This window comes from Sulfuriferula sp., assembly GCF_054605375.1.
Genome location: NZ_JBTSEG010000010.1, coordinates 38,273 through 54,485 on the forward strand (window position 1 = coordinate 38,273; position 16,213 = coordinate 54,485).

13 protein-coding genes are annotated in these 16,213 nt (G+C 54.4%); 8 read left to right on the forward strand and 5 right to left on the reverse strand.

Features of this window, described 5'->3' with window-relative positions:
* Window positions 1-20 precede the first annotated feature (20 nt).
* From ACYCZJ_RS07595 to ACYCZJ_RS07610, 4 genes are all read right to left on the reverse strand, one after another.
* Window positions 21-365 (reverse strand): hypothetical protein, encoded by a 345-nt coding sequence (locus ACYCZJ_RS07595; protein WP_461553625.1) that lies wholly within the window; start codon window positions 363-365, stop codon window positions 21-23.
* A 92-nt stretch (window positions 366-457) separates the two neighbouring features.
* Window positions 458-1,819, reverse strand: coding sequence for an undecaprenyl-phosphate glucose phosphotransferase (locus ACYCZJ_RS07600; RefSeq protein WP_461553626.1), 1,362 nt, complete (start codon window positions 1,817-1,819; stop codon window positions 458-460).
* A gap of 408 nt (window positions 1,820-2,227) precedes the next feature.
* Window positions 2,228-2,746 carry a hypothetical protein gene (locus ACYCZJ_RS07605; RefSeq protein ID WP_461553627.1) on the reverse strand — a complete coding sequence of 173 codons (519 nt, stop codon included), beginning with the start codon at window positions 2,744-2,746 and terminating at the stop codon, window positions 2,228-2,230.
* 525 nt (window positions 2,747-3,271) lie between these two features.
* The gene (locus ACYCZJ_RS07610; RefSeq protein WP_461553628.1) at window positions 3,272-3,655 is read right to left on the reverse strand and encodes a hypothetical protein; all 384 of its coding nucleotides are present in this window, start codon (window positions 3,653-3,655) and stop codon (window positions 3,272-3,274) included.
* Between the two features lie 386 nt (window positions 3,656-4,041).
* On the opposite strand from ACYCZJ_RS07610, the gene ACYCZJ_RS07615 reads away from it, so the two are divergent.
* From ACYCZJ_RS07615 to ACYCZJ_RS07640, 6 genes are all read left to right on the forward strand, one after another.
* The gene (locus ACYCZJ_RS07615; protein ID WP_461553629.1) at window positions 4,042-5,148 is read left to right on the forward strand and encodes an S-(hydroxymethyl)glutathione dehydrogenase/class III alcohol dehydrogenase; all 1,107 of its coding nucleotides are present in this window, start codon (window positions 4,042-4,044) and stop codon (window positions 5,146-5,148) included.
* A 10-nt stretch (window positions 5,149-5,158) separates the two neighbouring features.
* Window positions 5,159-6,004: an S-formylglutathione hydrolase gene (gene fghA / locus ACYCZJ_RS07620; protein ID WP_461553630.1), complete on the forward strand. Its 846-nt coding sequence runs from the start codon at window positions 5,159-5,161 to the stop codon at window positions 6,002-6,004.
* 4 nt (window positions 6,005-6,008) lie between these two features.
* The gene (locus ACYCZJ_RS07625; protein ID WP_461553631.1) at window positions 6,009-6,644 is read left to right on the forward strand and encodes a phosphatase PAP2 family protein; all 636 of its coding nucleotides are present in this window, start codon (window positions 6,009-6,011) and stop codon (window positions 6,642-6,644) included.
* Window positions 6,645-6,971: 327 nt separating this feature from the next.
* Window positions 6,972-8,450 (forward strand): glucan biosynthesis protein G, encoded by a 1,479-nt coding sequence (locus ACYCZJ_RS07630; RefSeq protein ID WP_461553632.1) that lies wholly within the window; start codon window positions 6,972-6,974, stop codon window positions 8,448-8,450.
* Entirely contained in the window at window positions 8,423-11,011 is a 2,589-nt protein-coding gene (gene mdoH, locus ACYCZJ_RS07635) for a glucans biosynthesis glucosyltransferase MdoH (protein WP_461553633.1), read from the forward strand. Before ACYCZJ_RS07630 ends, mdoH begins: the two co-directional genes overlap by 28 nt.
* A complete protein-coding gene (locus ACYCZJ_RS07640) occupies window positions 10,941-12,521 on the forward strand; it encodes an OpgD/OpgG family glucan biosynthesis protein (protein WP_461553634.1) in 1,581 nt (526 codons plus the stop codon). Before mdoH ends, ACYCZJ_RS07640 begins: the two co-directional genes overlap by 71 nt.
* An 18-nt stretch (window positions 12,522-12,539) precedes the next feature.
* Here the strand turns inward: ACYCZJ_RS07640 and ACYCZJ_RS07645 are convergent, their stop codons facing one another.
* Entirely contained in the window at window positions 12,540-13,172 is a 633-nt protein-coding gene (locus ACYCZJ_RS07645; RefSeq protein ID WP_461553635.1) for a histidine phosphatase family protein, read from the reverse strand.
* A 65-nt stretch (window positions 13,173-13,237) separates the two neighbouring features.
* Here ACYCZJ_RS07645 and recJ point away from each other — a divergent pair, with 65 nt between their 5' ends.
* Both recJ and ACYCZJ_RS07655 read left to right on the forward strand, forming a co-directional pair.
* Entirely contained in the window at window positions 13,238-14,929 is a 1,692-nt protein-coding gene (gene recJ / locus ACYCZJ_RS07650) for a single-stranded-DNA-specific exonuclease RecJ (RefSeq protein ID WP_461553636.1), read from the forward strand.
* A 60-nt stretch (window positions 14,930-14,989) separates the two neighbouring features.
* The gene (locus ACYCZJ_RS07655) at window positions 14,990-16,201 is read left to right on the forward strand and encodes an MgtC/SapB family protein (RefSeq protein WP_461553677.1); all 1,212 of its coding nucleotides are present in this window, start codon (window positions 14,990-14,992) and stop codon (window positions 16,199-16,201) included.
* Window positions 16,202-16,213 lie beyond the last annotated feature (12 nt).

Consider the following 16,213-nt stretch of genomic DNA (forward strand, 5'->3'; position numbering starts at 1 on the left):
TGGGCTATTGTGCCGGGGGATCAGTTGATTGCCGGAAAATGTTTTTTTCCGCCATGCCACAACCGCAGTGTGATCAACCCGAATATCGCTACAAGCATGGTCCAGATGTTTACTTCGGACACTGAAGACACAGTTAATTTATCCGCGGATACCTCAGTATCCTGTCCAGAGCGCGTGTAATCTGAAAAAGCTGCTACTCCATATGCGGCAGCAACAAAATCGGGTTGACTCGTACTACCCACAGCGGACGTTCCCGGATTCGTCACCTGCGCAGAGGCAGCTCCGGCTTCACTCGACAAAGGGCCTATCAGACCAGCCAGCAGCAATGCCATCACACTGATGAAACTTTTTATTTTCAATTGCATAACAAATTTACCTCTTAAGATAGTTTGTGTTTCTAGTTAAGCATGTTTCAGGCCATCGCCTCGGAACGAAGGGCTTTCACTTCATTACCTGATCAGTAAGCATGACTATCTTTCAGCACCAACTTCATGGTTCTGAAAATAATGGTCATATCCAGCCATACAGACCAGCTTTTCAAATACGCAATATCGTAAATAACCCGTCCTTCCATTTTGTCGATGGTGTCAGTCTCACCCCGATAACCATTGATCTGCGCCCAGCCGGTAATGCCAGGCTTGACCTTGTGCCGCCACATATAACCATGAATCAGTTTGCGATAATGCTCGTTATGCGCAACTGCGTGCGGGCGCGGCCCTACGATGCTCATCGTCCCTTGCAAGACATTGAAAAATTGCGGCAATTCGTCCAGCGAAGTTCTGCGCAAAATGGCACCAATCCGGGTCACTCGCGCATCATTTTGGGTCGCCTGCGTGACAATCTGGCTATCCTCGCAAACGCACATTGACCGGAATTTGTAGACCATGATTTCATCGCCATCCATTCCATAACGACGCTGTTTGAAAATTACCGGGCCTTTTGAGGTGGCTTTTACCAATAGCGCGATCACTGCGAGCAGCGGCGCAATGGCACATAAAATCAGGCTCGCAGCAACCATATCAAAAGTCCGTTTATGCACTGCGTTAATACCGGTCAGCGGTGTTTCGAATACCGAGATGACCGGAATACCATTGACGTTATCAAGCCGCGCCTGCACCAGATCGAACATGAATACGTCCGGTACAAAATAGATCGAGGCAGTTGTGTTTCTGAGTGAATTCACCAAATCAATCACGCGCGGATGATTAAGGATTGGCAACGTGATGTAGACCAGATCGATTTCATGCTGGGCAACATAATCCGCAACATCCTCGATACCCCCAAATACAACGTTTTTAAGCTCGTCTTCGCAACGGTCGCCCGCTCTATCATCGAAAAAGGCTTCAACTTTGGTCATCAGGCTGCGCTGCTGATAAATTCTGTCGGCAAGCTTGTGGCCTAAATCATTTGCACCAACGATTACTGAACGTCTGACGCTGCTGCCTTCGCTACGTAATAGCTCCAGATAGCTGCGCACAAGCGAATGTCCAATGAACAGCAACACGGGAGTAATCAGACCCCACATCAGCAAAACCCGTCGATTGTAGTCGCCGACTATCCCGCTGAATGATCCGATTGCAGCCAATATGACCAGCACCAGAGCCCAGGCAAACAGGAGATTTCGTGCATGGGTAAAAATGCGGTCACCATGCCCAATAGGCTTCTCAAAAAAATCGAAACCATCGAACACTTGTGATGCAACCAGAAATGCCATGACTCCCAACAGCAAATACAGGCCATCAAACTTCTGGTGCACAATCTCTACTGAAATAATCAGAGAAATAAAAATAACCAGCGGATTAACCAGCCGTTTAGCCAAACTTAAAACTGGATGTTCATAGCCACCAAACATTCGGACCCTCACATTTATATTGTTGTATCAACCAGCCTGCCTGCCAGAGAACCGTAAACATTCGGGCAATTCACGCTGATTTTTCCGGTTTCCCCGGAATGAGAAAGTACCTATGACTACGAGGCCAAATAGTGACCCTTACAATTAACAGCGTTCGAAAGACAGTGAGGATATAGCGACTCTTTCTCACGGTATGTACGTTGGAGCACACAGAAAACTAAAAACTTGAGGCCTGTGCCTGCCACAATCGCAAATCAGCTTGGGACAAGCTTCAAACTTCGCCTGCCCGGTTCTATAAGCAAAAACCATGCTGCAAACACAGCCCCCTTTAGTTCGCCCATACTGGCTCCAGTATGCGTGAATCACTTTGCACTATTATTGCGCTTCGCTTTTAGCCTTTGATTTCACCTTGTGATGGGATTTCGCAGACTCTTTTGTTTTAGCTCCGGCATCCGTTGCCTGTTCATGTTCGTTGCCCATTCCGCTCATGCGTTCGTGCGCCCGTTCCATGCCTTTAGTTGATTCGGGGGACATTTGGGAATTTTGATTGGCGTTGCCCTCCGTACTCATATGACTTGAGCCCTGCGTGTTCGCGCCAGCCGATCCTACTGCGTGAACATCTGCACCTGCCCCTGCTGGCGCCTCCATGCCCGCATTACCTCGCGCGCCTGTACCTACATTTGCATCCAGCCCGGCACCTACCCCCACGGCCGATGCGCTACCAGCTACAGCAAAGATGGCTGCGCCGCTTAAGAGACTACAAAATATTCTTTTCATGGTGAGTGGATTCTGGTTAGTCATCAATTTGATCATCCTTAATTTATCCATAGGGTTGTCAATACTTACTTGTACAGATGGCGTAAAGATTAAACTTGCCACCAACCACCAAAGCAAGCCCTATGCCATTAACATAATTTTGCTTTAATTCAATTGTTTGCAATATTTTATGTGACTGTCTTAGTTGATTAATGTCTCCGATTCCAGACAGATTGATGGCGGGATACGAAGTGCACGCGGAACACTGGAACATTCAAAGCGTAAAACCCGGGCACGAAATTGATGCAGCTGAAATTGCTTAGGGCAATAAAATCACAGGAAGGCAGCGGATACTTGAATGGAAAGAGACAGGACTGACTTTGTCTCTTGTTGGAGACACTATATCAATAAGGTTTTTATTAACCGGACAAAATCAGAGGCCTGGCGACTTTCATCAATGTTGCTAAGTGGCGACGTGAAGCCTCTGTAGCAGATGTGGCTTATTTGCTCCTGGAATATGAAGCATCTCTATGCTTCATACAATACCATGCAGTTTCAAGCGCATACCCCAAGCCCATGGTGGAATGGTGCTGATCAGGGTTTGGTTCTACGAGATAAGCAAGTTTCTGGAAGTCGATTGCAAGCCCAGCATAACCTTGTGAATCATCTATTTTTCGCAAATTCGACGAGCTGAAACTCCCCGCTCCACTTGCCACGCTGATAATCAATGCAAAGATATTTTGGAACAAATGCGGAAGGATTTTTAATCGGGAAGTCGGTTAATGGTGTTTCTCCGCCATCCAGATCACTGATGCGACAGGCCTTTGTCATCACGGGACGGAAACGCACTTTCAGTTGAGGGGTAACCGATACAAAATTTTCAGGATGATCATCCTGCCTGAACCGGACTGCTTTACGTATCAAACAGCTAAACAACAGTTCCATTTCCACCAAAAGCGGGCTACTCAGTTTATTCAGCGCTTTTTCAGCGGTTTTACTCCATTGAATCTGTACGCTTTTACCCATAATTTCGATAGTGGCGATCATGGCATCCATCCCGGCTAGTAATGAAACATCAGCTTATTGTCACTTACAAATCAAATTGCCTATGGCTAAAGTTCAGGCGCAGCTACGTAGATGTAGATAATGACCAGCTCGAACCCTCAGCCCGATCAATGGCGTAACTGAGCACCGATAATTTCGGGCAGCGAAATCTGTTCGACTACAGGTGATTGATGCGCATTGATAGAACTCATACTAAAGTTTCGGCCATATTCTGCAAAACTTTACCGAAAAACAGGACTCTACCAACGAGTTGATTGATCGTGACTAGCTTGCACATCATTTGCAACCGCTATACTCGTGCATGAATTAAACTTGCCAGGCCCGGATTCGCTGGATTCAACCCATATCAAAATAAAGGAAAAGTGATTATGAAAACCAGAGCTGCTGTCGCATGGAAAGCCGGACAACCGCTAACGATCGAGGAGGTTGAACTGGGGGGGCCACGTGCCGGTGAAGTCCTTGTGGAAATCAAGGCAACCGGTATTTGCCATACCGATTACTACACTTTGTCCGGCGCCGACCCAGAGGGTATTTTCCCGGCCATCCTGGGCCACGAAGGTGCCGGCGTAGTGGTGGATGTCGGCCCGGATGTCAAAAGTCTGAAAAAAGACGATCACGTCATTCCGCTGTACACGCCGGAATGCCGGCAGTGCAAGTTCTGCCTGTCGCAGAAGACCAATCTGTGCCAGGCCATCCGCTCCACCCAGGGGCGCGGCCTGATGCCGGATGCAACCAGCCGTTTTTCCATCGACGGCAAACCCATTTTTCACTACATGGGCACCTCCACCTTTTCCAATTACATCGTGGTGCCGGAAATCGCGCTGGCGAAGATTCGCGCAGACGCGCCGTTCGACAAGGTGTGCTATATCGGTTGCGGCGTGACCACAGGCGTCGGTGCGGTGATTTTTACCGCCAAGGTCGAAGCCGGCGCGAATGTGGTGGTATTCGGCCTGGGCGGGATCGGGCTGAATGTGATCCAGGCCGCGCGCATGGTGGGCGCCAACAAGATCATCGGCGTCGACATCAACCCGGCACGCGAAGCAATGGCGCGCCAATTCGGCATGACCGATTTCGTGAACCCCAGGGAAGTGGACAACGTGGTGGATCGCATCGTCGCGCTGACCGACGGCGGCGCCGATTACAGCTTCGAATGCATCGGCAACGTCACCACCATGCGCCAGGCGCTGGAGTGCTGCCACAAGGGCTGGGGGCAATCCATCATCATCGGCGTGGCCGCCGGCGGCGAGGAAATCAGCACGCGCCCGTTCCAGCTGGTGACCGGACGCGTATGGAAAGGCTCCGCGTTCGGTGGCGCGCGCGGGCGCACCGACGTACCCAAAATCGTCGACTGGTACATGGACGGCAAGCTGAATATCGACGACCTGATTACCCATCGCCTGACGCTGGATCAGATCAACGACGGCTTCGACCTGATGAAGCGCGGCGAATCGATTCGTTCCGTTGTGATTTATTGAGACGCCGACCATGCTCGAATGCATCAGCGAACACGCCTGCTTCGGCGGCGTACAGAGTTTCTATCGCCACGACTCGGCTGCCATCGGCCTGCCGATGCGCTTTTCTGTGTATCAACCGCCGCAGGCCCAGCACCATCCGGTGCCGGTTCTGTTCTACCTGGCCGGGCTCACCTGCAGCGAGGAAACCTTCATGATCAAGGCCGGTGCACAGCGTTTTGCCGCGCAGCACGGCATCATGCTGGTGGCGCCCGATACCAGCCCGCGCGATACCGGCATCACAGGCGCAACCGACAATTGGGATTTCGGCGAGGGCGCCGGGTTTTATCTGGATGCGACCCAGGCGCCGTGGAACCAGCACTTCAACATGGATACTTACATCACGCAGGAATTGCGCCAGCTGGTCCTGGCTTCCTTCCCTGCGAGTGCGGATCGTATCGGCGTGTTTGGTCATTCCATGGGGGGGCATGGTGCGCTGGCACTGGCGTTGCGCAATCCCGATATCTATCATTCAGTGTCGGCATTTTCACCTGTCGTTGCGCCTACACAGTGCCCATGGGGGCAAAAAGCCTTCAACCACTATCTCGGTTCTGAACAATCCGACTGGCGGCAATACGATGCCACTGAATTAATGAAAAAACGCGTGACGCCATTCCCGAACGGCATCCTGATTGACCAGGGGCTAAGCGACAAATTTCTACAGGAACAACTATTGCCGGATAAATTTGAGGCGGCCTGCGCGGCCGCACAACAGCCGCTTACCCTGCGACGACATGCCGGTTACGACCACAGTTATTATTTTATTACTTCATTTATCGAAGATCATCTCGCATTTCATCAGCACATTCTCGGTACTTAACAATATGATTTCCTGGCTAAAACTGACCAGCTTCGGCGGCATTGTCGTCACTGCGCCTGCAGCAGCCGCAATCACTGCCTGGCTGATGTTGGGACGCTCGTGGCGGCTGGCTGCCTGGTGGTGCGCACTATTTATGGGCGGCATGGCCATCGTCGTCGTAACCAAAATCGCATTCATAGGTTGGGGGCTGGGCATCCAGTCGCTGGATTTTACTGGTATCAGTGGTCACGCGATGCGTGCAACAGCGGTATATCCTGTGTTGCTTTATCTGTTGATGCTGCGCAGTACCACACCATCCGTACGCCTGTTGGGTCTAATAACCGGGTGGAGCATCGCCATTGCCATCGACATATCACGCGTGGTAATCCATGCTCACTCCATTTCCGAGGCGGTGACAGGTTTTATTTTAGGGGGCTTGATCAGCGTCATTTTTCTGCATAGTGCAGCCTCGCTCAAGGCTTTTCGCATTAACCGCTGGGCCCTTGCTGCCGGATTGCTGGCTGTGGTGGCGGCCACTTATTTGAAGCCAGCTCCGACCGAGCGCTGGATTGAAGATGTGGCTCTTGCCATATCGGGACATGACCAGCCTTACACGCGTATCAGCTGGAAACCACGGTCAGCCCACTACCTTTCTTATTAACTTTCCATGCTGTCGGCAATATATCAAGCATACTGGTACTCAAGATATGAGATTAGCAGTATCGATTTCTGTATATATTGCTGATAACTTCGCAGGATGACATTAAGAATTGCCAGACTGAATCAGGAACTTTCCATCGTTCGAATTATTCAGATATCCAGTCTGCATTGACTCAGTCTCCATTGAACCAAAATTGATAGGGTAATAATGACGACTCAGTGTTTTTCCTTCATTTTTTTACCGAAAATTTTCTCAATCAATCCATTTTTATTTCTCAAAACTGTCGCCATTCGCAGACAGTTTTCATGCTTCGCATGCGCCATCGGCTTGTTTTTTGGATTGCTATCAGCGCCGGTCTCGGCATTTGATTTTCATGATGTCGAACATCGTGCCCGCCAATTAGCGAACCAATCATTCAAGAAGCCGGATGTCACGCTGCCGCAGGAATTACGCAGTCTGGACTCCGAACATTACAGCCAGATTCACTACAAAAAAGAACGCATTCTGTGGCGTGATGCCAAGCTTCCTTTCGAAGTGGATTTCTATCCGCCAGGCTGGCACTTCGACCTGCCGGTCAGGATCAACGAAGTCACGGCCCAAGGGGTTCGCGAGATTCATTTCAATCCAAAGGATTTCGACTATGGAACAAACAAAGTCGACCTGGACAAACTACACGGCCCGGGCTTCGCGGGCTTGCGCATACGCTATCCGGTCAATTCGACCACGCGCAAGGATGAGGTATTGTCCTTCCTGGGCGCAAGCTATTTTCGCGCACTCGGGAAAGATCAACGCTACGGTCTGTCGGCCCGTGGCTTGGCGATCGACACCGCACTGGGTACTGGCGAAGAGTTTCCGCGTTTTGTGGAATTCTGGCTGTTAAGACCCCAGGCTTCGGACAAGCGCCTGATCATCTACGGGCTGCTTGATTCCCCGCGGGCGACCGGCGCCTATCGCTTCGTGCTGCAGCCAGGCGTCGATACGGTAATGGATGTCAGCGCCCGCCTGTACCTGCGCAGTACCGTCGGCAAACTGGGTCTGGCACCACTCACCAGCATGTTTTATTTTGGCCTGGGCCAACATCCTGAGAAAGACGATTTCCGCCCTGCAGTGCACGACTCCGACGGGCTTTCGATCCACATGGGTAATGACCAATGGATATGGCGTCCTTTGGTCAATCCCAAGCGTCTTCTGGTGACCTCATTCAGCACCACCCACCCGCTTGGCTTCGGACTGATGCAGCGCCAGCGCGACTTCAGCGATTATGAAGATCCGGTTTTGCGTTACGAACTGCGTCCCAGCGCATGGGTGGAGCCCAAAGGCAACTGGGGCGCCGGCAGAGTCGAACTGGTGCAGATACCTACCCCGGATGAAACCAACGACAACATCGTTGCCTACTGGGTGCCTGACAAACTGCCAGCACTCAAAACCGCCTATGATTTTTCCTACCGGATATTGTGGCAGAAAGACAAAGGCACTCGTCCGCCCGAATTATGGGTGGCACAAACATTGCTTGGTAGAGGATATACGCATACGTCCGACGGAAGTATTTCGCTGGCAATTGATTTTGAAGGCAAGCTGTCCGGTAAGGATTCTGTTGAATCGAAACCCGAGGGATTGGTGTCCGTTGATGCCAACGGCAAGCTGCTTGAACAAAAGCTGATTCACAACGAAGCGACGGGCGGATGGCGTCTCACATTGCGTTTGCAAAGACTGGACGCAAATAAACCGGTGGAGTTGCGCGCATCCCTACGCAGCGGAGATAAAGGAATATCAGAAATATGGAGCTACATCCTGCCACCCGATTAAAACATAACCATCCGGGCCAAGCCCTTTGCGAACGCTATCTCGATCGTCTGCCCCTGGCGCCAGCGCAACGCCAAAGACTGTTAAAGCAGGTAGCTGAACAGGGCGCATTAAATTCGCGTGAAGCAATGACAGACTTGCATATTGCGCTCGCCAGCCCGGATCACCCTGTAGATGCAGACAACCCTGCACTCGCTTCAGTATGTAGCCGTCTCACCATCAGCCAAAATAGCCTGCCGACATCTGTCGAATCCCTTGCTCTGACCGCCACGCCAGCGCAGACATGTTTACCTGCCGGCCCGACCATCAAGCGTCACTCCATGGCGCCACTAAACTGGCCTCCCAAGTCCAGTTTTCGCTTATTCAAATCGCGTCGATTGCGTTCCAACCAAAGTGCCTCTGCGCAGGGCGAGCACCAGGAAAACCTTGACCCGTCCACGTCAGATGGCTGGCAAGCAGCTGCCACCGTACGTCGCATGGTCTTGCTGGTATTGATCATTGCCCAGGTCTATTTTTCTACCAGCGTCATGGCTTCCGTGCTGCCTTATCACGGTCATCGGTTGCTGGAGATCGCCATCCTGATCCTGTTCGCAATTTTGTCGGGCTGGGTTTCAGTCGGTTTCTGGACCGCGATGATGGGTTTCGTACTGAAACTCAAGGGTGGGGACCGCTATGCCATTTCCGCCACCACCGCCGCCGATGTGCCTATCGGTAAACTCGCGCGCACTGCGGTCATCATGCCGATCTGCAACGAGAACGTGGCGCGTGTATTTGCCGGGCTACGCGCCACCTATGAATCACTCGCGCGCAGCGGCGAATTGCAACACTTTGACTTCTTCATACTCAGCGACAGCAGCAGTGCCGACAATCGTGTCGCCGAGGTCCATGCCTGGCTCGCCTTGTGTGGTGCGGTGCAGGGATTTGGCCGCATGTTCTACCGCTGGCGCCAGCATCGGGTCAAGCGCAAAAGCGGTAACGTCGCCGATTTCTGCCGGCGCTGGGGTGCCAGCTACCGTTACATGGTGGTACTCGATGCCGACAGCGTAATGAGTGGCGCGTGCCTGACCAGCCTGGTGCGCCTGATGGAAGCCAATCCCGGCGCCGGCATCATCCAGTCCGCACCACAGGTCGCCGGACGTGACACCCTTTATGCGCGCATGCAGCAATTTGCCAGCCATGTCTACGGACCCATATTCGTCGCCGGACTGCATTTCTGGCAACTCGGCGAATCGCATTACTGGGGACATAACGCTATCCTCCGGGTGGCGCCCTTTATGCGCCACTGCGCGCTCGGCCGCTTATCCGGACGTGGGCCATTGTCCGGTGAAATTCTGTCACACGACTTTGTGGAAGCTGCGCTGATGCGGCGTGCCGGCTGGACGGTATGGATTGCCTATGACCTGCCCGGCAGTTACGAGGAGGTTCCACCCAACCTGGTCGATGAGCTCAAACGCGACCGGCGCTGGTGTCAGGGCAATCTGATGAATTTCAGATTGTTCCTGGCAAATGGAGTGCATCCCGCGCATCGCGCAGTGTTCATGACCGGCGTCGCGGCATATGTGTCGGCACCATTGTGGTTTCTGTTTCTGCTGCTGTCCACCGCTCAACTGGCTGTACACGCGCTGGTCGTACCGGAATACTTCACGCACCCGTTTCAGCTGTTCCCGGTATGGCCTGAATGGGATCCGCAGCGGGCCATTGCGCTATTCTCGGCAACCGCCGCCTTACTGTTTCTACCCAAGATTCTCAGTGTCATGCTGATCTGGATTCAAGGCGCAAAAAATTTTGGCGGAAGATTAAATCTTGGTCTGAGCATGCTGATGGAGCTGGTGTTTTCGGCGTTGCTCGCCCCGATTCGCATGCTATTCCATACCGGCTTTGTCATTGCGCCCCTACTGGGACGCGGTATCCAATGGAAATCACCTCCGCGCGAAAATGCCGAAACCAGTTGGGGTGAGGCACTACAGCGGCATGGCCGGCATACGCTATTGGGGGTAGTTTGGGCTGCAGGTGTATTTTGGCTCAAACCTTCCTACCTGTTCTGGTTATTACCCATTGTGGGCGCGCTGATACTTTCGATACCCATATCGGTGTTTTCCAGCCGCATTTCTCTGGGACAATATTTACGCAAGAGAAATTTGTTCCTGATCCCCGAGGAATTGAGCATGCCGGATGAATTGCGCGACACTCAGGAACATGCCGCCCATGCCCCTGCCCCACCCGGCTTTCGGGATGCTGTGCTCAACCCGGCGACCAATGCCATGATCTGCGCGGTTTCCGCTCCGCGCTTCCGCACACTTCGCGTTGCGGACAGTCGTATGCGAATGGTACGCAAGGCACTCCTGGAAGGCCCCGATAAGCTCGACCCCAGCCATAAGATGCACTTGCTTAATGACCCCGTTGCACTTTCACGTCTGCATTTCGACGTATGGGCATCGGAGGATGCCCATCCTGCATGGCGCAATTATCCACTTAAACCAAAGGTACCCAGTCATGCATCGACGCGCCTTCCTGAAAGCATCTTCAGCACTGAGCCTGGGAATACTGCCACAGTTAGGGCATAGCGCTACCGCGCACAACCTGCTGAAAAGCCTGGGCAAGCCTCAACGCTTCGATTATGCATCGCTCAAGGGCCATGCCAAAGCTTTGGCGGCCAGCGCCTATCATGCACCAGACGATGTTCTCCCGGACAGCGTACAAAAGCTCAACTGGGACCAGTTTCAGGCAATACACTACCGCCCAGACCATGCCTTGTGGGCTAAGGATCGGCTACGTTTCCAGATCCGATTTTTTCATCCGGGCCTGTCTTTCAAGACGCCCGTCCGTATGTATGAAATAACAGACGGGCAGGCACAGGAAATCGCCTATAACCCGGCCATGTTCGACTATGGAAAGAGTGGTCTGCAGGGTGAGAATTTGCCCGCAAATCTGGGTTTCGCCGGCTTTCAGTTGTTCTATCACACCGATGAAAAACGCGACATCGCCGCCTTTCTGGGCGCGAGTTATTTCCGGGCAGTCGATGCGGAGATGCAATATGGTCTGTCTGCCCGTGGTCTGGCAATCGACAGCGGCATGGCGCGCAGTGAAGAGTTTCCTCGCTTTACCGCTTTCTGGTTTGAACAGCCCGCACCGGCATCTGGCCTGCTTACAGTGTACGCATTGATGGATTCGCCCAGCATCACCGGCGCCTATCGTTTCATCATTCATCCGGGCACGCAGATGGTCATGGATGTCGATGCCGCGCTGTACCCGCGCAAGCCCATTGAACGGCTGGGTGTGGCACCGCTGACCAGCATGTTCCTGTTTGGCGAGAATGATCATCGCATCAACAACGACTGGCGGCCGGAAATCCACGATTCAGATGGTCTGGCAATTTGGCGCGGAAATGGAGAATGGATCTGGCGGCCGCTGACCAATCCTGAGAATCTGCGTTTCAATGCTTATGCCGACGAGAATCCGCGCGGCTTCGGCCTGCTCCAGCGCGACCGCAATTTCGACCATTATCAGGATGACGGCGCCTTCTATAATCGGCGTCCCAGTCTATGGGTCGAGCCACGCTCGGACTGGGGAAAGGGCTCGATTCAACTGATTGAACTACCGGCCGCGGACGAAACCTCAGACAACATCGTCGCTTTCTGGAATCCGGACAAACCCACCTATGCCGGACAGGAACTGCTGTTCGCCTATCGTCTCTACTGGAGTGCCAAACCACCGGTTGCTTCACCCCTTGCCAGGGTAGTTGCCACACGTACCGGACTGGGTGGCGTCATCGGGCAGAAACGCACCTATTTCTCCTGGCGGTTCGTGGTCGATTTTGCTGGCGGCGCACTCCATATGCTCGGCAAGGATACGGTGGTCGAACCGGTGATTACGGTGTCACGCGGAAAAACCGAAATTGCTTCCGTACGTCCGCTGGCGTCGATTCATGGACTACGCGCAATGTTCGATCTGCATCCGACCGACGATTCAACCGAACCAATCAATCTTCGCTTGTATTTACGTGCAGACGGCCAGGCATTGAGCGAAACCTGGCTGTATCAGTGGACACCACCGAAACAGCATCCGGCCTTGTGATAGCCGGGAAACACACGGTTATTCGGGCTGATATCCCTTGCTTGGATTTTCCGGCAATACGCCATCGTGAAACAGCAACGTCGCCAGTTGTTGTCCATGCCTTTCCTCCACCACAATGCGAGACACGGCTGCACTGCCCACCTGAATGCGATAGGCATTATGGACGGGCATGTCCAGCACACCGGCCAGCAGCATGCGAATCACCCCGGCGTGGCACACCACCAGCACATGTTCACCGGCATGCGCCGCCAGCATGGCATGCCAGCCCGCCATCACGCGCGCGTGAAAATCCGTCAGCAGTTCCGCGCCTTCCGGGCGATGCGCAACCGGGTCCCATCTGAAGTCAAATAGCCGATCGGGATGATGGGCGGTCAGTTGTCCGGGCGTCTGTCCTTCCCACTCACCAAAAATAACTTCCTTGAAACGCCCTTCCACACCGGCGGGGATACCGTGTTTGTCGGCCAGTGCGTCGGCAAACGCCTGGCAACGACTTAACGGAGAGGTGATGATGCGCTGCCACCCGGCATAATCCCCCACCACCTTCCACATCTGTGCCCAGCCTTTTTCCGACAGCGGGTCATCGGTTTGGCCGCGGTATTTACGGCCGCCCACGGGTTCGCCATGACGGATCAAGTCGATAGTAGTCAACATGCTGCCTCCCGAATCAAAGCGCGATTATAGCGGCTGGGGCACAAGGTTAAAGGTAAACTGCACACATGGTAAAAATCATCCCCCGCCCTTACCCTGAAGCCATCGCCAACACCCTCGCCGATGCCGGCCTGCATCCCGTGCTGGCACGCGTTTATGCGGCCCGGCAAATTACCCGTATGGCGCAACTGGAAACCCGGCTTGCCGGCCTGCTGCCTTTTGATACGCTCAAAAACATACATGCCGCCGCACAAAGACTGGCTGATGCCTTCATCCGCAAAGAACGTATCCTCGTAGTAGCCGACTATGATGCCGATGGCGCCACCGCCTGCGCAGTCGCGTTACGCGGCCTGGGGTTGCTGGGCGGCAGCGCGGATTTTCTGGTACCGAACCGGTTTGAGTATGGCTATGGGCTCACCCCGGAAATTGTGCGTCTGGCGGCCGGACGCCATCCCGATCTGATTGTCACCGTAGACAATGGTATCGCCAGTGTAGCCGGTGTCGCCGAGGCGAAACGGCTCGGCATCGAAGTGCTGATCACCGATCACCACTTGCCTGGCGATGAGTTGCCCGAGGCGCTGATCGTCAACCCCAATCAACCAGGCTGCACTTTCCCGAGTAAAAATCTGGCCGGGGTCGGCGTCATGTTTTATGTGTTGCTGGCGTTACGCGCCGAGTTGCGTGCGCGCGGCGTATTTACTGCCGGGACCTTGCCCAATCTCGCGCAACTGCTCGATATTGTCGCTTTGGGTACGGTGGCGGATGTCGTGCGGCTCGACGACAATAACCGCATTCTGGTTGAACAGGGTTTGCGCCGCATGCGTGCGGGCCGGTCGTGTGCCGGAATCCGCGCCTTGTTTCAGGCCGCTGGACGCGACCCTGCACGCGCCTCGGCATTCGACCTCGGCTTCATGGTGGGTCCACGCCTGAATGCGGCAGGCCGGCTGGAAGACATGTCGCTGGGCATCGCCTGCCTGCTCACCGACGACGATACTGCCGCCCTCACTATCGCCCAGCGCCTGCATGCACTCAATGCCGAGCGTCGCACTATCGAGGCCGGCATGCAGGAAACCGCGCTGGCCTCTCTCGATAGTATCGAAACAACCGACAGCTACAGTCTGGCCCTGTTCGATCCGGACTGGCATCAGGGCGTCATCGGCATTCTCGCTTCGCGCCTCAAGGACAAATACCATCGCCCCGCCATTTGCTTTGCACGTGGCAATGATGGCGAGATCAAAGGCTCGGGCCGCTCCATCGGCGCCCTGCATTTGCGCGATGCGCTGGATATCGTATCCAAGCGCTCACCCGATCTGATTCTCAAGTTTGGTGGCCATGCGGCAGCCGCCGGCTTATCCATCCGCGAAGCCGATTTTGCGCGTTTTGCCACGCAGTTCGAACAAACCGTTCAAGGATTGCTGTCGCCCGGGGATTTGTCCAAAGTGATCGAAATCGACGGCGAACTGCCATTGCAAACCCTGAATCTGGAGCTCGCCCAGGCGCTCGACGGCCAAGTGTGGGGGCAAGGTTTCCCCGCACCGAGTTTCAGCGGCGTGTTCCGCGTTGCCCAGCAACGCGTGGTGGGCGAAAAGCATCTCAAGCTGCGCCTGGAAATGTCGGGGCAGCTATTCGAGAGCATCCTGTTTTTTCGCGACCAGCCCCTGCCAGAGCGCATTCAGGCGGTATACCGGCCCGAGACCAATACCTACAATGGCGTGACCAGCCTACAATTAAAGCTTGAACACTGGATCGAGGAGACCTGAATCAATACCGGATTCGTTACTGTTGAAGGCCTGGAACATCTACCCGCCTTCGCCATCAGCCTGGCCATTGGCATGCTGATCGGCCTGGAGCGCGAGCGTACACCCAGCGCCAAAGCCGGGCTGCGCACCTTCACGCTGGTTGCGCTGTTCGGCACACTGGCGGCCTTATTGTCGGAACAGACGCACGCCGCCTGGGTGCTGGCAGGCGGCCTGCTGGTGGTCGGTGGAATGATGGTGGCGGCTTATGCGCGTGCACCGTATCTGGGTGATGACCCCGGCACCACCACGGTGGCGGCCATCATCCTTTGTTACGGGTTGGGTGCAATGGTCTGGTATGGCTACCATCAACTGGCAGTAATGCTCGCCATCGTCGCCACCGTGCTGCTCTACTTCAAGACCGAACTGCATGGCATCACCCGCAGCCTTACGCGTCGCGACCTGCTTTCCTTCCTGCAATTCGCAGTGTTGTCGCTGGTGATCCTGCCATTGCTGCCGAATCAGGATTATGGCCCCTACCACGCGCTCAACCCTTATCAGATCTGGTGGATGGTAGTGCTGATTTCCGGTGTCAGTCTGGCCGGCTATGCCGCGCTGCGCATCGCCGGGCAGCGCCATGGCATCCCTTTGATGGGACTGCTCGGCGGACTGGTGTCGAGTACTGCCACTACCCTGGTATTCTCTCGTCACGCACGTGACAATGCCGCGCTGACGCCGCTCGCCACGGTAGTGATACTGCTCGCCAATCTGGTGGTGCTGGTGCGCCTCGGCGTGATTGCAGCAGTGGTGTCACCGCGCCTGCTGCCTGCACTGTTACCGGTGCTGGGTGGTGGACTGATTGCAGGACTGTTGGGCACCGCCCTGTTGTGGCGGGGATTGCGTGGTACTAACGAGCTACCTGATCTTGAACTTGGCAACCCCACCGAAATACGCACGGCGCTGGGATTCGGCCTGCTCTATGCGGCAGTATTGTTCGCGGCTGCCTGGCTGTCCGACTATGCGGGCAGCCGGGGCCTGTACGCTGTGGCGCTGGCCTCGGGCCTCACCGATGTCGACCCCATCACCCTTTCCAGTCTGCACCTGTTCGAGTTGGGCAAGTTCACGCAAAATCATGTGGTAACCGCAATCACCCTGGCATTCATTGCCAACATGGTATTCAAATTCAGCCTGACGCTATTCGTTGGCAGTCAATTGCTGGCGCGCAAAACCGCCGTCGGCATGTTTGCCATGCTGCTGGGCGTTGCGGCCGGCTGGCTGATCTTGCAGACCGGATAAACCAAACAATAC